Here is a 24,181-nt window from a genome sequence, read left to right as displayed (position 1 = left end):
GGAATGGCAGTTGATTATACTATATTACCCACAGTTCTGATATTTGCTTCATCACTACTTGGTGATACGGATGCTGCCAGAGGTGGTACGGGCCTTGATGACTTCCTTGCTGTTCATCGTAGATTCCGGTACATTTACATCTCCGGAAGTGGCACGAGCGTCGTAGATTCCTTCAAAATCGGGTGCAGCTTGAATGAAAACATCTCCTGATTGTCCCGACACATCTATCGCTGCAGAATGGGTCTGTTCGATATGAACACTTCCAGAAGTGAAGCGGATATTCGCTGCTCCATCTAACTGTGTGATTTCTACATCTCCTGATGTTATTTTACTGTTAACATTACCTTCTAATTGATCTGCGGTGAAGCTTCCGGAGGTTTGAGTTACAGTCATGTCACCATCGATAGTTGATACCTTGATGTCCCCTGAAGTGAGGTCCAGATCAATACGTGGGGCCGATATATCTTCCAGACGAATGGATCCCGAGGTATTGTTGAGCTCAAGCAGATTGGCATGTAAACCGGCCAACTTCCAGTCGCTTGAGGATGAATCGAGTTTAACCTCATTTAATTGGTGACCTTCAGGCAGGGCTACGGTGATTTTGGAATCCCGATCACTCCAATACAGGGTGAAAAACTGTATTCGCTCACGTTGTGTCTGCGCCAGCTTGAACGTGCCGCCAGATAACGTGGCCTGTTCGAAACTTTGGATGACGACCGGGTCCCATTTACCGTCTACCTCAATATAACCATTGGAATCCGGGCTGACCACGAATTCGATATCTGCGCTAAAATTGGCATCCATAATTACATTTTGCAACTCATCATTTTTGAAATCCCACCGTTTGGAGTAAGCTTCCCGATCATCTCCGAACTGAACTCCATATATGGACGTTCCGAGCAAACCTATTCCGATACAGATGACAGCCAGAGCCAACCACTTTTTTGTACTCATGCGGAAACGTCTCCTTTCATTGTTTTACTATTCCATCTAATGTATTGTAGCGTGACGGCCTTGAAGGCATTGAATACTCGCTTTGCGGCCAAAAAGAACAGAATCCCAACACCAAATGCTCCAATAGCCACGAACAGTTCTGCCTTATCAAATTGACTGAGGAAGAGGAAGTCCACCGCAGCTGCGACCGGGGCCAATACCAGCAGGGACACACTGGCAATGGCGAGCCATAGCGACCAGAGGGTTAACCCCAGAGGAATGCCCAGAATCAAGTTCAGAAAAATCAGGCCAATACCTGTAAAAAAGTTGCGAGCTGCCCGGTTGCTGTTCTTCGGCGGCCGCATTTCACCATAAGTCGGAGCGTAGAAGGGATCGGAACCCGGCGTGTTCACGTCATAGCGGGCACCGAGTGCTTCCCGTGCAATCTCTTCCGGATGGCCTAACTCGCGGGCGATCTCCTCTTCAGTTCTTCCTTCCTGAAGCCCGAGCTCGAAGTGCTGATCATAGTCAGCGAGCAGCTCCGCCCGTTCCTGAGGCTCCATCGGCCGCAGATGGATTTCCATGGCCTGCATAAATTGTTGTCTATTCATTATCGGTTCCTTCCTCAATCAGATTTGCGACGTTGCGCACAAATTCATTCCATTCCGTAGTCAGTGCCTGCATGTAGTCACGACCTGTGTCTGACAGCTTGTAATATTTACGGGGCGGACCCTCGCTTGATTCCTGCAAATAGGTGGTGCAGTACCCGTCTTGAACAAGTCTGCGAAGTAATGGGTACAGTGCACCCTCGGCAACTTCAATATGTTTGGAAACCGCCTGAGCCAGTTCGTAGCCATACCGATCCTGGCGGTTAATCAGCACCAGGACGCATAGCTCCAGTACTCCCTTTTTGAACTGGATATTCACGTTCACACAGGTTCCTCCTTAATCCTTCTTCAATCACTAGTGTGTATTGATCAGTAGTTGTGAAATCATAATACCATTCAGTACTGTATATTGCAAGGTAGTGATTTAAAAATAGTTCCGTGTCATGGTTGTGCTCAAGAACAGACACCCGATGTTGGTGTAAACTTCGATTGACTTCCCATAAGAACAGCATACGTAAAACCCGGGTAGGATGCCTCCGTCCGAAGACGGAATCCTACCCGGGTCTGGAAACTGAATCTACTCTGTTTATTCTGTGGCTTCAAGCACTTTAAGATCTTTGACAGCCGGTCCTTCAATGACTTTGCCGGCAAAATCGAAGCGGGAACCGTGGCAAGGGCAATCCCACGAGCGTTCCCCTTCATTCCATTCCACTTCGCAACCCAGATGCGTGCAGGTTGTATCGACCAAAAACAGTTTGCCGCTGGTGTCCTTGTAAGCACCGGCACGTTTGCCGTTATGACGAACAACGGCACCTTCGTCATTGCCGATCTCGCTGACGTCCTTGTGAACGATGCCTACTTTTCCAGAGATCAGCTCTTTCGCTACATTTGCGTTTTCGATGATAAAGTTTTTCACACTTGGATCTGTCTTGAATCTGGCTGGATCGAAGACAGCGGCATGGGGATTGTCACGACCGGTGATACGATCTGCCAGAATATGTCCGGCCATCGTTCCGGTGGTCATGCCCCACTTGGCGAATCCGGTAGCAACATAAACTCGTTCATGCCTTCCGGTAATCGGTCCAATATAGGGAACCTTATCAATGGATATCAGATCCTGGGCGGACCAGCGGAACGGAATGCTGCGGATGCCGTACGTTTCCTCTGCGAACCGCTCGAGGCGTTCATAATGACCATAGGTGCAGATTCCTTGTCCGGTTTTATGGTTTTCCCCGCCGAAAAGGATGAGTTCCTTTCCTTCATGGATCACCTTGCGAAGGGAACGGGCTGGCTCATCATCCGAGATATACATGCCGCCAGCATAGGGCTTTTGAGGTTCTACGGCAACCGCATAAGAACGCTCGGCGTGCAACCTTGTGAAATAAAAGCCGGGGTCATACACGGGAAAGTGGGAGGCTACAACAACATGTTCTGCTGTCACGGATGGACCATTACCATAAGTCCGTACATGAAGTGATGCATCTTCTTCCACGTCGGTGACGGTCGTATGCTCATAGATCTGTACTCCCTGCTTAACGGCAGAATCAAGCAAATGGTGTAAATAGGCGAGAGGGTCAAAGCGGGCTTGACCCGGCATCTTAATGCCTGCTCTCGATGGAACTTGAATCGGAAGCGGATCGACCCACTGACCTGGAATGTTCAGCTTGCCGTAAGCGGTGAGCTCGATCTCCAGCTTTTTCAGGTTATCTTCGGATTGTATATAGACATAGGCATCCTCCTCTGCCCACTGGCAATCGATCTGTTTTTCTTTCACCAGATTGCGCATCCAATTGGCAGCATTAGCATTGCCTTCATAATACATGCGTGCCTGCTCCTGTCCGAAGTGGTGAAGCAGTTCATCGAAAATGACCCCATGCTGCGCAGAAACCTTGGCTGTGGTATGTCCGGTTGTACCATCGAGTACTTTCCCGGCTTCCAGCATCACAACACGCATCCCGGTTTGGGCAAGCAAATAGGCTGTTGTGATGCCTGCAATCCCTGCACCAATAATGGCTACATCTGCAGTGATGTCTTCAGTAAGCTTCGGATAGGCATCAAATTTATGAGTAGCCCTCCAGATCGATTCCGGTATGGGGGGCAGGCCCGCCGGGGGCTGTTGATTGTTGCTCATTCGGTTGTCCTCCTTGATCTTTCTTCAGGTTATAATTAAATGGTTCGTATCCCAGGCAAGCGCGAAGGGGATGTACTCCTATCCATGATTGCCACACTATGTCCGAATAAAACGAGGTGGCAGAGACTTTACAAATCATTGTTCACATTTTCCTGGAGAGGACCCCTGTTTTTTTTGCCAGACATGCATTATGATAGGATTATCGAAACCGTTTTAGTAAATGTAATAAGGTAATATATACAGATGTGAAAATGCTGATTTAACAATGTTTTTACTTATATAAAACGAGTCAAATATTTATTGAAGTGCACAGTGTTCATTACATTTCATGTATTCGCTATCATTAGCCATTAAACGATCTGAAGTATAAAGGAGATTTCAACCCATGACTAATCAAACCAAATATCCATTTCAGGATACAACGCTCGAACTGGACGCAAGGGTTAAGGACCTGGTATCCCGTCTGACGGAAGATGAAAAGATTGAATCCATGCTGCAATACCAGCCAGCGGTAGAGCGCCTGGGTATTGCTGCTTATAAACACGGAACAGAAGCCGCGCATGGCCTGGCATGGCTTGGGGAAGCTACATCCTTCCCGCAGCCTGTTGGACTGGCTTGCACATGGGATGCGGAGCTTATGAAAGAAATCGGTTCTGTCATCGGAGACGAGGCGCGCGTGTTCTACAAACGCAATCCGGCTGTGAATGGTCTCACTCTGTGGGCACCTACAGTAGATATGGAACGTGACCCACGTTGGGGCCGCAATGAAGAGGCTTATGGCGAAGATCCGGAACTGACTGCCGAACTTACCACAGCACTGGTTAAGGGGATCCAGGGAGATCATCCGAAATATTACAAGGCTGTTGCAACGCTCAAGCACTTCCTTGCCAACAATAATGAAGTGGATCGCGGAAGCGGCTCATCGAGCATTGATCCGCGCAATATGCGTGAATATTATTTGAAAGCATTCGAGAAGCCGTTCAAGGAAGGCGGAGCGCAGTCGATGATGACCGCGTATAACTCCATTAATGGCACGCCGGCGCTGCTTCATCCTTTTGTGAACGAAATTGTCAAAGGCGAGTGGGGCATGGATGGTTTCATTGTCAGCGATGCAGGTGATGTGATGGGGATCAAGAACGATCATAAGTACTATGATTCTCATACACCGGGCACGGTGGAGTCCGTAAAAGCGGGAATCGACAGCATTACCGATGATGCGGATCTGTCCAAGCAAGCACTGCGCGAAGGCCTTGAACAAGGAACACTTACAATGGAAGATATCGACCAGGCATTGTTCAATACATTCCGTGTACGTTTCCGTCTGGGTGAGTTCGATCCGGCTGAAGGCAATCCGTATGCATCTATTGGCGAAGAAGCGATGATGACAGAGAAGGCGAAGGCCCTGTCGCTAAGAGCAGCAAGAGAACAGGTTGTACTGCTCAAAAACGCTAAAGGCACCCTGCCGTTGGATAAAACAAAATCAGGCAAAGTGGCTGTCATTGGTCAGCTGGGCGGCACCGTTTACCGTGACTGGTATGCTGGCACCATGCCTTACAGTGTATCTCCGCTTGAGGCGATCAGCGGCAAGGTAGGCAGCGATAAGGTTGCGTTCAAGGATGGAAATGACCGGATTACATTAACTTCCGTAGCGAATGGAAAAGCAATCGGACTGGGCGAAGGCGAGAAATCACCTCTCATTGCCTCGGGAGAAGCGGAGACGTTCACGCTGACGGATTGGGGCTTCGGAAGTCTTACTCTGCAGGCAGAAAGCAATGGCAAATATCTGACTACAGACGAAGAATCGGTAACGGCTTCAGCAGATGAAGTGTACGGCTGGTTTGTGAAGGAAGTATTCCACTTGCTTCCGCAGGAAGATGGCAGTGTTGGTCTGACAACATGGAATGGCAAAACGGTAACCGCGCCAAATGGCGGAAATGACGCATTTGCCGTGTCAGAAGAGCTGAAGTCTTTTGGCGTGACTGAGACGTTTAAGAAGGACATCGTTGTGAACGGGCTGGATGAAGCGGTAGCAGCTGCGAAAGAAGCAGAAACGGCCATTGTATTTGTCGGGAACAATCCGCTTGTGAACGGGAAAGAAGAGATTGACCGTCCAAGCCTGGATCTGGCTGAATCCCAACAACGTCTGGTTGAAGCTGTATATGCGGCCAATCCGAATACCATTGTGGTTATTGTGGGCAGTTACCCGTTCACATCCAATTGGGTTCAAGAGAACATCCCGGCTGTATTGTACACTTCCCATGCAGGACAGGAACTGGGTAATGCTGTCGCCGACGTGCTCTACGGAGATTACGCACCAGCAGGCCGTTTGAACATGACGTGGGTGCAATCCGCAGATCAGTTAACGGATATCAAGGACTATGACATCATCCAATCCGGACGTACGTATCAGTATTTTGAAGGCAATGTACTGTATCCATTCGGACATGGATTAACGTATGCTGCGTTCAAATACAGCAACCTGGAGTTGAATCCTGACCAAGCGGGAACAGAAGGAACGGTCAAAGTAACCGTCGACGTAACCAACACCGGAACCATTGCCAGTGATGAAGTGGTACAGTTGTATGTACGCGCCGGCAAATCCCGGGTGAAACGTCCACTCAAAACGTTAAAAGGATTCCGTCGTCTCCATGTTGAAGCTGGCGCAACCGTAAAAGTGAGTTTCAACTTGCCAGTACAGGAACTGGCCATCTGGGATGTCACCCGTGATCGTTATGTGGTTGAAGCAGGAACGTATTCGATCATGGTCGGCAAGTCGTCATCCGATATTCAGCTTGTAGCTGATCTGACGATTGATGGTGAAACGATCCCTGCCCGTAATTTGAGCGTCGCGACCCGTGCTGAGAATTATGATGCTTACTTTGGTGTGGATCTGGATGAGAGCAAAGAAGGTGGAACTTCTGTCCGCGTGACGGGTGAACAAGGATGGATTGCTTTCAAAGACGCCGATCTGGGCGCTCATGCAGCAGCCATTGAAGCGCGTGTATCGTCAGAACAGCCAGGTGCGGTGCTGGAAGTTCGTCTGGATGCAGCGGATGGAACGCTGGCAGGACGTATCGATATTGCACAAAGTGGTGCACAGCAATGGTCTACGGTGAAAGCCGATCTTCAAGGCGCAGCAGGTCAGCGAGACATCTATCTTGTATTGTCTGCGGGTGTACGCATAAGCCATTTTGAGATTCGCTAAAAACAAATAGAATGAGCGTACAGCCTATTGAATAATTGAATAAAAAAGCCTCCGAATCAGATTCGGGGGCTTTTCGACTTGAACATCGTATGTAAATTATCTGCCGTCAAACGTAATCAGTTTGTTCACGAATTGTTTCAGTTGCTGGCTGGTTTCATTCAGCTGTTCAATGGTACTCATGAAATTGTTGACGAGTTCCGCCTGTTCCTGCGAGCTGGCGGTAATCTCTCCAAGCTCATTTTCCATCATTTGAATGGATTGCCGGACAGCGAGGAGGGATTCTTCAATTTGGGTGGTGGCTTGCTTGGTATCTACCGACAGTTTACGGATTTCTTTCGCAACGACGCCGAATCCTGCTCCTGCATCACCTACACGGGCAGCTTCAATGGCAGCATTTAAACCGAGCAGGTTGGTTTGTTCGGAGATTTCACGGATGAAGCTCGCAACCTGAGTTACGTTTCCTGATTTCTGTACAGCTTGTTTGGAGTTATTCCGAATTTCCTCGGTCGTGGCGCTCAGCTCCTGGGAATGTGCAGCTACATGCTGCACGCTATCAATAAGCTGATTGGTCAGATGCTCCGTTGCTTCCATGAGCTGTTGTAACTGAGCCTGGTCGTCCATGCTGTAGAGCAGATTGAATATGGCGATGACCTCACCCTGTTCGTTTTTGATCGGCAGGTACGATACATCAAATGGAACACCGAATAATTCCTTGGGGTAATGATCGAACTGCTTCTCCGTAGTGCCTTTCAGATCGGCAAAATTACGATTGGGTTCAAGCAAAGGATCTCCCGCTTTGAATTCCAATTGTTTTAAGGACTCTCCTGCAGAAAAGTACAGGAACTTCTCCCGATCGATAATGGAAAGGGTTACATCCTGGCGTATGGTATCACGGAAAAACGGCATGCATGTAATGAGTGCTTGAATAATATCCATAATTGGGTAAATGCCTCCTAAAATGTTTAATATAGAAAAGTACCAAAGTTTATTTTAGTAACCACCTATATAGTATATCGACATGCAATAAAGAAGTGAGTAGTGAAAAAACAAAAAAATTCTCATCGGAAAATACACGCAATTCATTCTCTGCGTATTTTCAATGAGAATATCGATTGAGATTGGGCTACAACGAATCAAGGCTAATTGTAACAATTTGTTGATCTCTTAACGTCGCCTGCACATCCACCAAGCGTTGATTGCGGCTGCCCCGAAAAGGTAAGGATATATCCCGTTCGGCAGCCACGTAGGGGCCATCTACAATGACATCACACAGCCAAGCCAGTTCAGCCCGTATGGGATCAGCGACAAGCTCTTCATAGGTGAATCCCGTATAGGCCCACACGGTCCGGTCAGGGCATGCATCGCGGAAACGGCGAACCCAAGGGATGCATTCCTCTGCTGAGAAAAAGGGATCACCCCCGCATAATGTAACCCCATCCAGCAGGGGATGGGCAGTTACCTCATGCATAATCTGCTGCTGCCGCTCTGCGGTGAAATGTTCTCCTGCCCGGAAGCTCCATGAATCCGGACTGAAGCATCCTGGGCAGGCATGATGGCACCCGCTGATAAAGATGACAGCTCGCAGACCAGGTCCTTCATTTACAGACTCGGGAATATAACCGTACAGATTCACTTGTGCTTCACCCGATCCCGCACTTCTGCCTGTTTCGCGGAATTGAAGCGTACCTTGTAGTCGCCCGTAAGATAACCGGTGACCCGGCGCAATCGCTGGAAGTGCACGTGGTCCTCATGTGCCTCACACCCAGGACATACATCACCGATGACACCTTCATATCCGCATGCCGGACAGCGGTCAATCGGGTGATTAATGGAGAAATATCCAATATCCTGTGCGAGTGCATATTGAACAATACGCTGGAAGGCGCTGGTATTGGCCCGTACATTTCCATCCAGTTCAACATAGGAAATGGCCCCGGCATTACATAGCGTATGGAAGGGAGCCTCCAGTTCAATTTTACGGTAAGCTGGCAGGGTGTAATAGACCGGAATGTGAAATGAATTTGTGTAATATTCCCGATCATTGACCCCAGCAATGAGGCCATATCGCTCGCGGTCAATCTTGGTGAACTTGCCGGATAACCCTTCGGCAGGCGTGGCAAAGAGCGTAACATTCAGGTTATGCAGTTCACTCATGCGATCACAGAATTCACGCATGGTGCGGATAATGTTCAACGCCTCACGGTGGATATGGGGGTCCTGTCCATGGTGCCGGCCATACAGTGCGGTCATGCATTCGGCAAGCCCGATAAAACCAATAGACAAGGTGCCATGCTTCAATAGTTCGGCTACCGGTTCATCTGGTGCGAGCTGCTCACCGCCTTCCCACACACCTTCCCGCATCATGAAATCAGATGCCTTGGCAGGCTGTGCCGTTTGGATACGATAGCGGTGCAGCAGTCCGGAAGCAGCACGTTCCATGACCTTTTTAAGAGCTTTATAGAACCCCGCACGGTCGGCGACGACCCGTGCACCCTGACAGATGCCATAGCGAATGCCGAGTTTGACCAGATTGATGGTGTTGAACGAAAGGTTGCCTTTGCCACTCTGCCGATTGCGTCCGAAGCGGTCTGCCAGCGTACGTGTACGGCATCCCATGGTGGCGATGATGGTATCCGGATCTTCAGGACGATAATAAGGCAGGTTGAATGAGGCATCCACGTTGACAAAGTTCGGATACATGCGCCGGGAAGAGCAAGTCACGGCTAGTCGGAACAAGTCGTAGTTGGGTTCCCCTTGTGCCTGGTTAATTCCCTGTTTGCACTGGAAGATATGCTGTGGAAACACGGGGGTTTCCCCGCCGCCAAGGCCGCGGATGGTTGCTTCCAGCAGGGAACGGGATACAAGCCTGCCTTCGGCTGAGGTACATAGTCCATAGTTCAGCGAGGTAAAAGGAATCTGTCCACCTGCCCGGCTGCTCATGGTATTCAGATTGTGAATCAGGGATTCGGCAGCCTGTCCGGTCTCCAGTTCTGTTTCCTCGCAGGCAAAAGCGAAAGCACGCGGGCATGCTTCCCGTGCCAGTGAACTGTCCAGGTGCAGATGCTCGTCGTCAATCTGTGTGTGCTCTCCAAGCAAACGCTGTCCTTTGCGATAATGTTTGCGGAAGGAGCGTTGTACATAAGGAGCCAGATCCCAGTCGATTTTGTTGGCGGATACCCCGCCGTACTGACTGTTTTGCTGTGATTGAAATATGATGGCGACAAGCGCCATTGCCGACATGATGGTCTGAGGGGTACGCACGGAGCCGTTACCCGTATTGAAGCCGGAGGCCAGCAGTCGATCAAACGGGATAAAGATGCAATTGGTTGTTCCAAGCGCATACTGATCCAGATCATGAACGTAGAGATCTCCATTCTCCACAGATGCAGCAAGCTCTTCCGGCAGCACATGACGAAGAGCATGCCACTTGGCTGTCTCCGAGCCGAGTCTGCTCATCTTGCCGCTGAACGAATCACCATTGAGGTTAGCGTTCTCCCTCAGTGTGTCTGCGTCTTCTGCGCCAATTATTCGTCTTCCCAGGTCGGATAATAGATCGGATGCCGGTGGAGTGGCATACTCAAGCAGGTTCATGTGAGATTCCTCCCAAATATTGATTTATAATATCGGTTATTTCATCTAAACACTATATGTAGATTTGCATTATCCATTTATAAACTATATGTGGATTTTTGGGTGTGATCATTCTCACACCGTAACCTTCTACCGGCAGGAACTGCAGCAGGGAGAGTGGATAATGGTTTTCAAAGTGAACCTGGAAGAGTATAATTCCTATTTATGCTGCACTAGGGATAAGAGTGGTTTTCGTGCACTATGATTCTCTTGGGCTTCTATGGTGGTAAACACATATGTACATGTTGTGACAGTTAACTTGAGAAATTTGACCCTCATATACAGGATAGATTCATTTTGAGATAAAGATGTAGAAATACAGCTAAGATTTGAGGGGTGGATCATGGGAACGGCAGGGATAACAAGAGGCTTCTATGAAAATGTACAGGAAGCAGCGTCCCACATCGTGGACGTGTTAAGCGGTATATTGGAGGTCAATACGATCTTTGTTGCCACCAATGACGGAACGACCAATGTCATTTTGGAAGCTTTTAACCGAAACGAGGAACTGGTTATCAGTGGCAGTGAACTTCCATTTGATTCTTCCTACTGCAGTCTGGTACTGCGAAATACAAAAGAAAACCTGACCATAACGGATACTGCAGCACATCCGCTGACTTGCTCAATGGATGTAACCAAGGCGCTCGGTAACCGTTTTTTTGTGGGCATACCCATTATGCGGCGTTCGGGTGAAACCTTTGGGACGATTTGTTTAATGGACAACCCGGACTATGTCATCCGTGAGACAGATATGAAGACGTTGAACGCCATGGCAGTATTTCTTGGATATGTCATTGACTTGGAGAACAATTTGCTCATACAGAAACAAAAGCTGAACGATACGGAGCAGCTGAAACAACAGCTGCAGATGGAGAAGGAACGTGCTGAATCGGAAGCGATGACGAAGTCCCAGATGATTGCGCTAATGAGTCATGAGATTCGCAACCCGCTCAATGGCATTCTTGGTTTAACCGATCTGATGCGTACACCGGATATGCCCGAAGAGCATGTGGAATATGTGGACATGATTGAGACCAGTGGCCACATCCTCCTGTCTTTGCTGAATAATATAATGAACTTTAATATTAATGAAACAGGTAGAACGGTAGTTCATGATGATCCCTTTGATCTGGTTTCTACTATTGAGAGTACCGTGTATCTTCATGCCGGGCTGGCGATGGAGAAAGGAATCGAGCTGGGACTGAACCTTGAACTGAATGTCTCTCAGGTCTTCGTGGGAGACGAGGTCAAGATCGGTCAGCTGCTCGCAAATGTGCTGAAATATGCCATTGATTCCACGCGTACAGGTTCCGTGCTCGTTACGGCAGCCGTCGATAGTCAGAATGTGGATGAGGCGGGTACGCTGCTGCTTCATATCAAATATACAGGTCGGATGCTGACATCGGACAAAAAACTGCAGGCGTTTAATACACTGGACGGAAATATCAGCATTCAAAAGCTTGTGGGTACCAACCTCAGTTTGGCCGTCAGCCAAAATCTCGCCATTCTCATGCATGGCTGTATAGAGGTGAGCAGCCTGGGTGAAGAAGAGACGGAATTTCAGATCAGGCTGCCCCTGATGAAGCACTGGGAACTTCCGCAGCTTACAGGCATTCAAGAGCGGTTGAAAGGTAAAACGGTACTGCTGGTCAAAGCTCCTGATATTCTGCAGGGGGTATCTTCCCTCATGCGCAGGTGGCAGATGGATGTAAATATGACATCAGACACGAGCCAGGCAAAACACTGGATGGAAGATGGACTTGAGCCTGAAATTGCGGTTATTGACATGGGGTTAGAGCCAGACAAGGCCATGGAGTTTATTCATGAATTAAAGGGAATGGCAAAACAACTGCCCATCATCATCCTGGTCCCCTACGGAATGCATATGGATCCACAGGAGACGGGGAACGTTAATGCTGTCTTAACCAAGCCGGTTAGACAGTTGGACTTGCTGAACGCACTGAGCGCGACATTGCACCGGGCATAATAAAATATAAGCAGCGTACCTAATCAGGTACGCTTTTTTATTGTATACGAAAAGAGCGCGCCTCAAATCCGATCTGTTTATTTATCCGTTTTCTTTTGTTAAATCCCTTTTCATCCACGCTGGTTACGTTACAATAGAAAAGTAAGAATCATACTAATTAATCTAGAGGAGGATGTGCATTCAATGGAATACCGCAGATTGGGTGGAAGCGGACTGAAAGTAAGCGAGATCAGCTTGGGCAGCTGGCTGACGTACGGAGGATATGTGGAGCGTGAAAATGCGGTGAAGTCGATTGAAACCGCATTCGATGAAGGCATCAACTTTTTTGATACAGCAAACGTATACGAACGCGGCGCGGCGGAAGAGCTGCTTGGGCAGACTTTGAAAGCATATTCCCGTGATTCCTATGTTCTTGCAACCAAAGTGTTCGGCAAAATGGGCGACGGTCCGAATGATCAGGGCTTATCCCGCAAACATATTAAGGAGCAATGTGATGCCAGTTTGAAACGCTTAGGCGTGGAATATGTGGACATCTACTATTGCCATCGTTATCATACGGAAACACCGATCGAAGAAACGCTGCGGGCACTGGATGACCTGGTTCGTCAAGGAAAAGTGCTGTACGTAGGCGTGAGCCAATGGACTGCTGCTCAGATGGAGGCAGCGCTCGGTACCGCTGACCGTCTGCTGCTCGATCATATCGTGGTCAACCAGCCGGTTTATAACATGTTTGACCGCTATATTGAGAAGGAGATTATTCCACTTGGTGAGCGCAAGGGAATCGGACAAGTTGTCTATTCTCCACTTGCACAAGGCCTGTTAACCGGCAAGTACACCTCGGCTTCAGACCTTCCGGAGAATTCCCGTGCGGCGAAGCTCGGCTGGGATGAAGGCAAGATCAATGCAGACAAAATCGGAAAAGTGCGTCAGCTGATTGAAGTAGCGGACAAGCTGGATCTGAAGGTTGGGCAGCTGGCACTTGCATGGATTTTGCGTCAAAACAATGTGTCCAGTGCACTTGTAGGGGCAAGCCGTCCGGAGCAGGTGAAGGAGAATGCTGCTGCTTCAGGTGTGAAGCTGGATTCAGCCATTATTGAAGAGATCGAGCAGATCCTGTCTTAGTGGTTAACCGTCTTTCAAGGCGTAGTTATGTAAACTAAATCGTAAAAAAGGATGCTCCGCAGCCAGATAAGGCTTAACTGCGGGACATCCTTTTTGGGTTTTAAGCTAGAGCAAACGATTGCCAATAAGCACCTTGGATCGCTTCGGAATGGCGCAGACCCGATTTCTCCCGGTATTTTTGGCTTCATATAATGCACGGTCTGCCTGCTCGAAGAAGTCAGCGTCATCCTGCTCGTCGCAATGGTCCGGAAAGACGGCCACCCCAATCGAAATGGTCAGGCGAATGGTTGTGCCATCCGGCAGAGCGAACAGATACTTTTCAACAGACTGGCGAATGGATTCTGCAATGGCCAGGGCTTGATGATTGCCGCAGTCCAGCAGCAGGATTGCAAATTCCTCGCCACCGTTACGTGAGACCATGTCAGCTGATCGCGAATGTTCAATTAGTAATTTCCCCAGCTGTTTCAGAACAGCGTCTCCAGCGCTGTGACCGTACGTATCATTCACTTTTTTGAAGCGGTCGATGTCAATGACGAGCAGGGAAAGCTTCTGTCTGTTTTCCCGGGCACGCTCCAGCTGCAGTTCCAGGGATTTCTCAAACTGACGGCGATTGCTGAGATTGGTGAGGTGGTCTGTGGATGCTCTGCGTTCCAGAAGGAATAACATCTCATTCGATTTATTAATAAATTCGGCGATAAAATAAATAAAGATCCCACCGACAAAAGAAATCGTCATTTGTAACGGATATACTTTCATTAATGAATTCATGCTGCTGGAATTCAACACCAGAATCACAAAAATCAGTGTTATGCCCAGCAGGTTCATCGTTATGATTTTGGTTAATCTCGACCAGGAAGCATAGGCAAAATATACACCGGATAAACCGATTAGTGTCATGACGAAACCGGCATCAATCGCTGGAGACGACATACCAAAGATGGCAATGCGCAGGATGGAGATGACAAGTCCAGAGATGACCGATGCCAGACCTCCCAGATACACTGCGGCTGTAACAATCGCAAGATGGCGCAGATCCACAATGGTATCTTCATTAAGAGGGAAGGAATAGTTCATTAGCACAGTACCATAGATACCAAACAGGAAGCCGCCGATCATCTGCACACGTAATGAAGGGAACGGGACGCGAATGTTATAGTATTTGGCAATAATTCCGGATATGTACATGAATGTGATCATAACACAAATATTTATAAAGAACGTGCTTAACAATGAACAGCCCTCCTTTAACGCACATTACTATATTTTATCTGAAAAAGAGCACAGTAGCGAACCATATTATAGCAAATGTGCAATTCGATTGCTGGAAATGGTCTATTATTAATATAAGTTTTCTGGTAATGAACTCGTATTGACTTCATTATACATTAAGATTTATACTTAATCTAAATCAAAATTTGTTTCAACGTTTTTGGGAATCATAGCGATCGATGGATTGCTGTGTCATTGTATATATTCTGGAATGGATTAATAAAGGAGAATTGCCGTGAGAACTCTAAATCTGACGATACAAAGACAGGCCGTATATGATGTAGTACGCCACTCGGAAGACCATCCGACTGCTGCAGACGTGATGAACCGTCTGGTGGAACAAGGCTATAATCTCGCTTATGGCACCGTATATAATTCGCTGCGTTATTTAACGGACAAGGAATTGATCCGGGAGCTTAAGCTTGGTGAGACTGCCAGCAGATATGACGCCCGCATGGATGACCACCAGCATATTATGTGTGAAGTCTGTGGCAAAGTGGATGAGGTTATGACAGAGGTCCCTTCGGCGTGGATGCAGCAGGTGGCCGAGGAAACCGGATATGCAATTGATCACGCTCATGTGGTCTTTGGAGGTGTCTGCGGGGAATGCAAAAACAAACGGATCAAGTAAAAATCAGGATGTCTGATCGACGTTTGCCGCTGCGGGTCAAGCCAGCTCTTGCTGATCCAGCTCCCTTTGTGGAGGCTTGTCCTGTTACACGGCGTGTCATTCTGATAAGTCCGATGCCAGGCCAGGTTCATGAACTGGTCAAAGCATTGACGGACAGCTGCTTCGATGTATTGGTGTTTCATCGCTGGGAACCGGATCTTCATGAACGGCTGGTATTTGATCTGTTGATCTATGATCTGTCTGTGGCTGGAACGATTGATGCGTTCGCTGGCATCAGCAGCCGTTTGAACCGGGAGGCAGAGCGTATGGCACCTTGCCTCTATCTGGTGGGCGAGAATATGATAGGAAGCGCAAGCGGACCCATGCTTCAGGAAGAGCTGCTGGTGTGGCCAGCCCGTCCGCAGGAAGCACTGTACCGGGTACAGCGCATGATTGGCAATAGTCCGGTTACGCCCAAGCGCGGCTTCTTGCCCGAGGAAGGACAACGGATCAGCTTCAAAGACTTGTGGCTGGATCGTGAGCGGATGAGTGTTCAGCGGGACAATGAGCGGATTCACTTAACGAAGACCGAATACGATTTGCTGCTGAAGCTGATTGATGCCAAAGGAGCTGTCATTTCGCGGGAGGAGATGCTCAGCGATATTTGGGAGACTGACTTTACGGGTGGAAGCAATGTAGTCGATGTTCATATCAAAAGCTTGCGCAAAAAGCTTGGAGATAACGCAGCTTCCCCGCAATATATTGTTACAGTAAGAGGAGTGGGCTACCGCCTGGCGGATTAGTCCGCTTTTTTTTATTTCCAGTTATTTATGACATAAGCAGATATTCATCCTTCATTCATGAAACGATCAGGATGCTCATGATAACCTCATGTGAAGCTCATGCAGACGCTATATGGGACATGTTAGAATCATTTTAACAGTTAGATCAAGTCTAAATGTATATTTAAAGTAATGACGAATATGATTTAAATAATAGATACGCAGGCATGAGGCCATCATGAGGAGGATGCAGAAATGACAGAACGTATGACAACTAACCAGGGAGCACCCGTGGGTGATAACCAGAATTCCCGCACAGCAGGCAGAAGAGGACCCACTCTACTTGAAGATTATCATTTGATCGAGAAGATTGCCCATTTTGACCGTGAACGTATTCCGGAACGGGTAGTGCATGCCAGAGGTGCAGGTGCTCATGGGGTATTTACCCTGGAGAATAGCATGAAAGAGTTCACCAAAGCGGATTTCCTGCAGGAGCCTGGAACGGAAACACCAGTACTGGTCCGTTTCTCCACGGTAATTCACGGAACGGGTTCGCCAGAGACTGCGCGTGATCCACGGGGGTTTGCCGTCAAGCTATACACACGGGAGGGCAACTATGATATTGTCGGTAACCATCTGCCTGTATTCTTCATCCGTGATGCGATGAAATTCCCGGATATGGTGCATTCCCTGAAGCCTGCGCCAGATACGAATATTCAAGACCCTGCACGGTACTGGGATTTCATGACCCTTTCACCTGAGTCCACACATATGATGACGTGGTTGTTCTCTGATCTGGGTACGCCTGCGAGTTACCGTGAGATGGATGGATTCGGTGTGCACGCGTTCAAATGGATTAATGCTCAAGGCGAGATCCACTACGTGAAGTATAAGTGGGAATCTGCGCAGGGTGTGCGCGGCTTCTCTCGTCAGGAAGCGTCTGAAGTGCAAGGACAGGACTTCAACCACGCTACCCGGGATCTGTATGACCATATCAAAAACGGCCAGTATCCGCAGTGGAAGCTGCAGGTTCAGCTTCTGAAGCCGGAGCAGATGGATAATTTCTCATTTGATCCGCTTGATCCAACCAAAACCTGGCCAGAAGATATCATTCCGTTTCAAACGGTAGGCACTATGACCCTGAATCGCAATCCGCAAAACTTCTTCGCTGAAGTAGAACAGGCGGCTTTCTCGCCAAGTGCATTGGTGCCTGGGATTGAGCCATCTGAGGATAAACTGCTGCAAGGACGCCTGTTCTCCTATCCGGATACCCAGCGTCACCGGCTTGGACCAAACTATCTGCAGATTCCGGTGAACTGCCCGTATGCACCGGTTCGCAACCATCAGCGCGATGGACTCATGAATGTGAATCAGGATCCCTCCCCTGTGAATTATGAGCCGAACAGCTCCTCCAGCAGTCCACAGGAAGATCCGGCATACCGGGATACTCAGGTGCCGCTGCACGGTCATGTCACACGGGAGAAAATTGAGAAAACCGATGATTACACGCAGGCAGGCGAATTGTTCCGTTCCTTTACGGCGGAAGAACAGAATAATCTGCTTGATAATCTGATTAATGACCTGAAAGGTGTTCCGGCCCAGACGCAGATGCGTGCATTATGTCACTTCTTCCAGGCTGACGGACAGCTTGGTGGACGTCTGGCTCGTGGACTTGGTGTAGATATCTCGGCATACATGCCACCCGGCAGACCGTAAATAAAAGACATTATTAATATATTTTCATAACGTGAAATAAAATTAATACTGATAAGGCTGGGCATGACTGCAGGAAATGCAGGACTGTCCAGTCTTTTTGCTGTCTTTGCAGCCGACCTGGTTTCTCATATACGCTCCCAGTGATATTCTGAAATGGAAAACAAATTTACAAATCATTTACAATAAATAGCTGACATAGAGGTTGACTTCTCGTTTGATGGCACTACAATGGGTAGTGTGAGGGGTGTCTGAACATGAAAATACACAATTTTAAAGTGGGTGAGCGTGGGCTGAATCGTTTTTTTGGCCCGCTGGAAGCGAAGATTATGGATATCTTATGGGCGCGTCCAGGCAGCAGCATCCGCGAGGTGCAAACAGCACTTGAACAAGATAAAGATGTTAATTTCAATACCGTCATGACGGTTATGAACCGGCTCGTGGACAAGGGGCTGCTTCGCAAAACACAGAAAGGCCGGACGTCACTGTATCACCCTGTACAGAGCAAGGAGGAGTTTATGAACGACCAATCGAAGGAGCTGTCGCATGAACTGGTGGACGAATTCGGTGCACTTGCAGTGAGCCACATGCTGGATGCACTGGATGAAGCCGATGCGGGGTTGATTGAACGTCTGGAGCAGAAGATCAAACAATGGAAAAAGGATAGCGACTGATATGTGGAAGGCCCGCTCGAAACTGTTGTTTACTGTCGGGTTTGGCATTCCGCTACTTGTGTTCATTCAAATGTTTATGTACGCCATGTACAAACTGTTTGGCTGGGACATTCCCTTTAATCTGCTCTGGCTGTGCAATCACTGGATGAGCCGGATGGGCTGGTTGTCGGTAGGCCACTTTTTGATGCTGCTTGTCGTGCTAACTTTTGGAGGAACAGGCTGGCTGTTCATGCATCGAATGATGAAGACGCGAGCAGCCGTACGCAAGCTCCATGCGATCGAGAACCAAGCGATGTCCAGAGCCCTTGAGGTCAAGTACCGCCATCTCAAACAACCGGGGTTCATCGTCGTGGACAAGCAGTCACCGATTGCTTTTACGATTGGTTTATGGAGGCCTTACATTGTTCTCTCGACGGGGTTGCTCGGTATGCTCGATGCTGAAGAAGAAGCAGCTGTTGTGTATCATGAAGTCCATCATCTATGGCACCGTGATCCGTTGAAGACCACGCTGCTGTCGGTGTTTGCCATGATGATGCCGTATATTCCTGTTTTGAAGCATACTTCGAAACAATATCATATCGTCCGCGAAATTTTAGCCGATAATGAAGCGATTGAACGTACGGGAAATGCAGCGGGAATTGGCAGTGCCTTGCTCAAACTGATCCGCGCTTGTCCGGAACCATGGCGGGTACGGGAGATGGCTGTGCAATCCTCGTTTGCCGATACGTCGGTGAATGTGCGCATCTCTCGTTTGCTTGATCCGGAACAAGATGTTGAGCTGGCTCTCCCATGGTTCGCCATAATAATGTCGGCGACAGTGTTTCTGTTGATGTCTGTTTTGTTTGTGTGGTCGATCGGATAATTTGAATGTCAAGGAGGAAGATGTACATGAATAGTAGGAGTGTAGAGATTGGTTTGTTCTTCTTAAGAATCATGATCGGTCTCATCTTTGTATTGCATGGGTGGAGCAAGTTTGAAGGTGGAATCAGTGGTGCAGTAGGTTTTTTTGAGAGCATGGGTATCCCTGGGTTCCTCGCATCTGTTGTAGCCATTATTGAGCTGGCCGGCGGGGCCGCGATGATTCTTGGATTGGGAACACGTGTGTTTGCTGCGTTGTTTATTATCTTGATGGCAGGGGTTCTGTTTACGGCCAAAGTAGATCAGCCATTTATTGGTGGTACTGAATTTGATTATCTGACGCTGGCAGGTTCCCTGACCTTGCTATTCACAGGCAGCCGCTTCCTCGCGGTGGATCAGTTTATAGCCAGACAAAGTAAGGTTCAGAATGCAAGCTCATAAGACTCACCGTTTGTGAGCATGTATTTCATAAAAAGCAGGCTAAGCCTGCATCGAAGCCTTTTTCTGCTGGGTTGGTTTACGGGTAATTATACTTGTGAACTGCTCTGGCAGGAGAAGGTTTTTTATTTTGGACGCCAAGCCTAAACTTTTGGTACAATGAGAATAAGTATGCTACTAAGAAAAAATAAGAACATTACGGAGGATGTGCTTTATGATTAATATCATTCCATCTGAAGCCCGTGCCAGCTTCGACCGGGGCTGGTTGCGCGGCAGTCATAGCTTTTCCTTTGGAGAATATCAGGATGCGGAGAACACAGCGTTTGGGCCGATGCGGGTAGCAAATGATGATGTGATTGCACCTGGGCGTGGTTTTGGTGCACATCCGCACAGTGACATGGAGATCGTGTCCATCGTGCTGAACGGCAAGCTTCGTCATGAAGACAATCTTGGCAATGTAGCTGTAACCTCGTTTGGGGGGATTCAGCGAATGTCCGCGGGCAGCGGCATGATTCACACAGAGCACAATGCGTCCGATACGGAAGAGGTACGTTTGCTTCAGCTCTGGTTCATGCCTACGACTAGGGGGCTGCAGCCTTCGTATGAGACGACATCATTTGATCCTGCTGCACTAACGGGAGCGCTCCTGCCTGTAGTATCTCCTGAAGGCGGACCGCGGGTTGCATCCATTCATCAGGATATGACGATATATCTATGCCGTTTGGCTAAAGGTGAGGCATTAACATATAACCAGGATGAGGGGCGCCGCCAGTATATTTTTGTGATTGAGGGTAAGCTTGGACTGAATGGTGAGCACGATTTAACTGCAGGCGATACAGCGAGGGTAGAACAGACTCAGGTCACGGATTTTCAGGCAAGTGAGGATGCGTTCTTCATGCTCATTGATTTGCCTTAACTTGAGTGGAACGCAGCATTTAATAGACACGAGCACTAAGGGAGGATATACGTCTATGGCACAGCAGGAATGGTTTATGGTTAAACATGGGGTAACCGGGCGAGGTCTGGCGAATAGCAAAACAGATTCCCTGTCCTATCGGTTCCAAAAAGAGGGCGAAGGCTTCGTATTCACCGTTACAGGTTTGGATGATCAAACCGTGGAACAGATCATTGAGCTCAGGCAGGAGCTGAACGTCTTTCGATTCGTACAGCGCAAGGATCAACCCCTCCTGAAGCACTGGTACTACGTCCATGGAGACCGGGTTGCATACGATAAGGATCGTGGTACCCTTACAATTTTTGCGAATTCAGAGATTCGATATGTGCCTGAAGATTACTTTGCTGATTAATGATCATACTTAGATGGGTCTTCCAAACCGGAAGGCCTATTTCTTTTTGTCTATTTCATATGGCATGTGATGCCTTTCAGGTTGTTTTAGGAAATCCCAGAAATTGCGAAGACAAAGAAGGTTGACATCTGGAAATTAATATAGATATAATCCATATTAATTGATAATGAATATCAATATCATATGGAAGAATAGAGTCATTACGTTGTCATAAGGCTATCGGTGAGGGGTTTAGTAGAGAGATGAAGTTAGGTTATATGTTGATCGCACTGGTTGTTCTGTCTATCGTTTACATATTTATCGGCAATTCGGACATTTCGCCCCTGGATATATTCCACTTGACCCCAGTGCAGCTGCAGGTACTGCAAGTCAGCCGATTTCCCCGTCTGATCAGCATTCTGGTCGCGGGCATCAGTATGAGTGTTATTGGTCTGATTATGCAGCAGCTGACACGCAACCGCTTTGTTTCGCCTACAACAGCAGGTACCATGGATTCCGCAAGGCTTGGAATTCTGGTGACCCTGATGTGGTTCCCTGGAGCGTCCTCTCTGCAAAAAATGCTGGTCGCCTTCGCCTTTGCCCTGGCAGGTACGCTGATCTTTATGCGAATTCTCGAGAAGGTCAAATTCAAGGACACGATCTACATCGCTCTTCTGGGCTTGATGTTCGGTAACATCGTTAGTTCGGTGACGACCTTTTTTGCCTACAAAAACGATTTGATCCAAAACATTTCCTCTTGGCTGCAGGGTGACTTCTCCACCATCATGAAGGGCCGATATGAATTGATCTATATCAGTATTCCGCTGCTGATTATCGTCTATCTCTTCGCCAACCGGTTCACACTGGCGGGGATGGGAGAAGACTTCGCTACCAACCTGGGCCTGGCGTATCGGAGAGTGGTGAACCTCGGATTGATTTTGGTAGCCATGGTCTCGGCTGTGGTCATTATCACCGTAGGAACCATTCCGTTTTTGGGTCTGGTCGTGCCTAACATTGTTACGCTCTATAAGGGAGATAACTTGCGTGACACACTGCCTCATACGGCAGTATTGGGGGCGATATTCGTTCTGGTCTGTGACATTCTGGGTCAATTGATTATTTATCCGTATCAGCTGTCCATCAGTTTGACAGTGGGAGTCGTAGGCAGTGTGCTGTTTCTGTATTTACTGCTTCGAAGAAAGGCAAATGGGTCATGAGAATGAAATATTCAGCGAATACTCTAAAGTTTGGCATCTTGATCGCAGCGGCGCTCATTCTGATTGGTGTGTTTCTGGTTATTCAGTCCGGGGGCAATTGGGATTATATCCTGCCGCGCCGGGGAAAGAAGATTCTGGCCATCGTGCTCACGGGAGCATGTATTGCATACTCAACGGCCATCTTCCAAACGATAACCAACAATCGCATCCTGACACCTGGCATCATGGGACTCGACTCCCTGTATATGTTGTTTCAGACGTTTGCGGTGTTTGTGTTTGGAAGCAGTCATATCAGCTTTGTAAATAAAAATCTTAATTTTGCAGTGTCTGTCCTGCTAATGACCCTCTTTGCCCTGCTGCTGCATCAATTCATGTTCAAGCGGGAACGAGGGCGCAATATTTATCTGCTGCTGCTTGTGGGTCTGATTCTGGGAACACTCTTTCAGAGCCTGTCCTCCTTCATGGAGGTCCTCATCGATCCCAATGAATTTCTTATTCTGCAAGGCAAAATGTTTGCCAGTTTTAACAATGTAAATACGGATCTGTTGATCATTTCGATGGCTTCCATCCTTCTGATCCTGCTGTATGCGCGGAAATTCACCAAGTATCTTGATGTTCTGGCACTTGGGAAGGATCATGCGGTGAACCTCGGTGTGGATTACCACTATATCGTCAAACGGCTGCTGCTCGTTGTCATGGTGCTGGTGTCCATCTCTACTGCACTTGTAGGTCCGATTATGTTCCTAGGATTGCTGGTGGTGAATCTGGCTCATCAGGTGTTCCGGACGCACCGGCATACCGTGCTGATCTGGGGCTCGGTCATCATCGCCGTCGTTGCCTTGGTAGGCGGACAGCTGATCGTGGAACGGGTATTCACCTTCTCTACAACCGTAAGTGTCATTATCAACTTTGTAGGCGGTGTGTATTTCATCTATTTGCTGCTAAAGGAGAGTAAGTCGTGGTAGAAGTCAGAAATGTCTCAAAACAATACGGCGGCGTCCGGGTAGTGGATGACGTATCACTGAATATTGCCAAAGGGAAGATCACGTCCTTTATCGGACCGAACGGCGCCGGTAAGAGTACACTGTTATCCATGATTACCAGGCTCATTGGCAAAGACACCGGTCAGGTCCTGATTGAAGGCAAGGAAATTGAAGGCTGGAAGAGCAAGGAGTTATCCAAGAAAATATCTGTGCTCAAACAATCCAATCATATCAATATCAGGCTGACAGTGGAGGATCTGGTGGCGTTTGGGCGTTTCCCTTACTCACAAGGACGGCTTACACCAGAAGACCGCCAGTGGGTACAGGAAGCCATTGATTATATGGATCTTGGTCCGTACCGCAAACGGTATTTGGACGAGCTCAGCGGTGGACAGCGGCAGCGGGCGTACATCGCCATGGTTATTGCGCAGAACACCGAATATATCCTGCTGGATGAACCGCTGAACAACCTGGACATGAAACATTCCGTGCAGATTATGAAGGTACTGCGCAAAATGGTGGATGAGCTTGGCAAAACGATAGTCATTGTCATTCATGACATCAATTTTGCATCCTGCTACTCCGATTATATTGTTGCGCTCAAAGAGGGCCGTGTCGTTCAGGAAGGTAAAACGGAGGACATCATTGATACGGAAGTATTACAGCAGGTATATGACATGCATATACCAGTGCAGGTGATCGATGGACGCAAGATTTGTGTGTACTTTTCGTAAG

22 protein-coding genes are annotated in these 24,181 nt (G+C 48.2%); 14 read left to right on the top strand and 8 right to left on the bottom strand.

Annotation, left to right across the window (positions count from 1 at the left end; translation table 11 throughout):
- Positions 1 to 54 precede the first annotated feature (54 nt).
- From CHH60_RS16015 to CHH60_RS16000, 4 genes are all read right to left on the bottom strand, one after another.
- Positions 55 to 954, bottom strand: a complete 900-nt coding sequence (locus CHH60_RS16015) for a DUF4097 family beta strand repeat-containing protein (protein ID WP_095360076.1) — start codon at positions 952 to 954, stop codon at positions 55 to 57.
- Positions 951 to 1,544: a DUF1700 domain-containing protein gene (locus tag CHH60_RS16010; protein WP_095360075.1), complete on the bottom strand. Its 594-nt coding sequence runs from the start codon at positions 1,542 to 1,544 to the stop codon at positions 951 to 953. The genes CHH60_RS16015 and CHH60_RS16010 overlap by 4 nt, the downstream gene beginning before the upstream one ends.
- Positions 1,537 to 1,866: a PadR family transcriptional regulator gene (locus CHH60_RS16005; protein ID WP_095360074.1), complete on the bottom strand. Its 330-nt coding sequence runs from the start codon at positions 1,864 to 1,866 to the stop codon at positions 1,537 to 1,539. Before CHH60_RS16005 ends, CHH60_RS16010 begins: the two co-directional genes overlap by 8 nt.
- A gap of 261 nt (positions 1,867 to 2,127) precedes the next feature.
- Positions 2,128 to 3,672 (bottom strand): FAD-dependent oxidoreductase, encoded by a 1,545-nt coding sequence (locus CHH60_RS16000; protein WP_095360073.1) that lies wholly within the window; start codon positions 3,670 to 3,672, stop codon positions 2,128 to 2,130.
- 385 nt (positions 3,673 to 4,057) lie between these two features.
- Between CHH60_RS16000 and CHH60_RS15995 the strand changes: the two genes are divergently transcribed.
- Positions 4,058 to 6,877: a glycoside hydrolase family 3 C-terminal domain-containing protein gene (locus CHH60_RS15995; RefSeq protein WP_095360072.1), complete on the top strand. Its 2,820-nt coding sequence runs from the start codon at positions 4,058 to 4,060 to the stop codon at positions 6,875 to 6,877.
- A gap of 96 nt (positions 6,878 to 6,973) precedes the next feature.
- Here CHH60_RS15995 and CHH60_RS15990 read toward each other — a convergent pair whose 3' ends face one another.
- The 3 genes from CHH60_RS15990 to CHH60_RS15980 form a co-directional block, all read right to left on the bottom strand.
- Positions 6,974 to 7,813 carry a methyl-accepting chemotaxis protein gene (locus tag CHH60_RS15990; RefSeq protein ID WP_095360071.1) on the bottom strand — a complete coding sequence of 280 codons (840 nt, stop codon included), beginning with the start codon at positions 7,811 to 7,813 and terminating at the stop codon, positions 6,974 to 6,976.
- A 187-nt stretch (positions 7,814 to 8,000) separates the two neighbouring features.
- Positions 8,001 to 8,510, bottom strand: coding sequence for an anaerobic ribonucleoside-triphosphate reductase activating protein (gene nrdG, locus CHH60_RS15985; RefSeq protein ID WP_095360070.1), 510 nt, complete (start codon positions 8,508 to 8,510; stop codon positions 8,001 to 8,003).
- Positions 8,507 to 10,468: an anaerobic ribonucleoside triphosphate reductase gene (locus CHH60_RS15980; RefSeq protein ID WP_095360069.1), complete on the bottom strand. Its 1,962-nt coding sequence runs from the start codon at positions 10,466 to 10,468 to the stop codon at positions 8,507 to 8,509. Before CHH60_RS15980 ends, nrdG begins: the two co-directional genes overlap by 4 nt.
- A gap of 382 nt (positions 10,469 to 10,850) precedes the next feature.
- On the opposite strand from CHH60_RS15980, the gene CHH60_RS15975 reads away from it, so the two are divergent.
- Both CHH60_RS15975 and CHH60_RS15970 read left to right on the top strand, forming a co-directional pair.
- Complete coding sequence (locus CHH60_RS15975) at positions 10,851 to 12,494, top strand: GAF domain-containing sensor histidine kinase (protein WP_095360068.1); 1,644 nt, start codon at positions 10,851 to 10,853, stop codon at positions 12,492 to 12,494.
- A 183-nt stretch (positions 12,495 to 12,677) separates the two neighbouring features.
- Positions 12,678 to 13,616, top strand: coding sequence for an aldo/keto reductase family protein (locus tag CHH60_RS15970; RefSeq protein WP_095360067.1), 939 nt, complete (start codon positions 12,678 to 12,680; stop codon positions 13,614 to 13,616).
- 105 nt (positions 13,617 to 13,721) lie between these two features.
- On the opposite strand, the gene CHH60_RS15965 is transcribed toward CHH60_RS15970, so the two are convergent.
- Entirely contained in the window at positions 13,722 to 14,813 is a 1,092-nt protein-coding gene (locus CHH60_RS15965) for a GGDEF domain-containing protein (protein WP_255247952.1), read from the bottom strand.
- 307 nt (positions 14,814 to 15,120) lie between these two features.
- Between CHH60_RS15965 and CHH60_RS15960 the strand changes: the two genes are divergently transcribed.
- From CHH60_RS15960 to CHH60_RS15910, 11 genes are all read left to right on the top strand, one after another.
- A complete protein-coding gene (locus CHH60_RS15960; protein ID WP_095291039.1) occupies positions 15,121 to 15,516 on the top strand; it encodes a Fur family transcriptional regulator in 396 nt (131 codons plus the stop codon).
- Positions 15,492 to 16,298: a winged helix-turn-helix domain-containing protein gene (locus CHH60_RS15955; RefSeq protein ID WP_095360065.1), complete on the top strand. Its 807-nt coding sequence runs from the start codon at positions 15,492 to 15,494 to the stop codon at positions 16,296 to 16,298. The genes CHH60_RS15960 and CHH60_RS15955 overlap by 25 nt, the downstream gene beginning before the upstream one ends.
- Positions 16,299 to 16,532: 234 nt before the next feature.
- Entirely contained in the window at positions 16,533 to 17,993 is a 1,461-nt protein-coding gene (locus CHH60_RS15950) for a catalase (RefSeq protein ID WP_095360064.1), read from the top strand.
- A 254-nt stretch (positions 17,994 to 18,247) separates the two neighbouring features.
- Entirely contained in the window at positions 18,248 to 18,664 is a 417-nt protein-coding gene (locus CHH60_RS15945; protein ID WP_095291044.1) for a BlaI/MecI/CopY family transcriptional regulator, read from the top strand.
- 1 nt (position 18,665) lies between these two features.
- On the top strand, positions 18,666 to 19,526 hold the full coding sequence (locus tag CHH60_RS15940) for a M56 family metallopeptidase (RefSeq protein ID WP_095360063.1): 861 nt from the start codon (positions 18,666 to 18,668) through the stop codon (positions 19,524 to 19,526).
- 26 nt (positions 19,527 to 19,552) lie between these two features.
- Positions 19,553 to 19,963, top strand: a complete 411-nt coding sequence (locus tag CHH60_RS15935; protein ID WP_095360062.1) for a DoxX family protein — start codon at positions 19,553 to 19,555, stop codon at positions 19,961 to 19,963.
- 211 nt (positions 19,964 to 20,174) lie between these two features.
- On the top strand, positions 20,175 to 20,876 hold the full coding sequence (locus tag CHH60_RS15930) for a pirin family protein (RefSeq protein ID WP_095360061.1): 702 nt from the start codon (positions 20,175 to 20,177) through the stop codon (positions 20,874 to 20,876).
- A 55-nt stretch (positions 20,877 to 20,931) separates the two neighbouring features.
- Complete coding sequence (locus CHH60_RS15925; protein WP_095360060.1) at positions 20,932 to 21,267, top strand: hypothetical protein; 336 nt, start codon at positions 20,932 to 20,934, stop codon at positions 21,265 to 21,267.
- Between the two features lie 242 nt (positions 21,268 to 21,509).
- A complete protein-coding gene (locus CHH60_RS15920) occupies positions 21,510 to 22,463 on the top strand; it encodes an ABC transporter permease (RefSeq protein ID WP_095360059.1) in 954 nt (317 codons plus the stop codon).
- A gap of 2 nt (positions 22,464 to 22,465) precedes the next feature.
- A complete protein-coding gene (locus tag CHH60_RS15915) occupies positions 22,466 to 23,428 on the top strand; it encodes an iron chelate uptake ABC transporter family permease subunit (protein ID WP_095360324.1) in 963 nt (320 codons plus the stop codon).
- On the top strand, positions 23,422 to 24,180 hold the full coding sequence (locus tag CHH60_RS15910) for an iron ABC transporter ATP-binding protein (protein ID WP_095360058.1): 759 nt from the start codon (positions 23,422 to 23,424) through the stop codon (positions 24,178 to 24,180). Before CHH60_RS15915 ends, CHH60_RS15910 begins: the two co-directional genes overlap by 7 nt.
- The last annotated feature ends 1 nt before the right edge of the window (position 24,181 follow it).

This window comes from Paenibacillus sp. 7523-1 (genome assembly GCF_002276415.1).
Classification (GTDB): domain Bacteria; phylum Bacillota; class Bacilli; order Paenibacillales; family Paenibacillaceae; genus Paenibacillus; species Paenibacillus illinoisensis_A.
The sequence above is the reverse complement of the archived record's forward strand: the minus strand, read 5'-3'. Positions and strand labels throughout refer to the sequence as shown.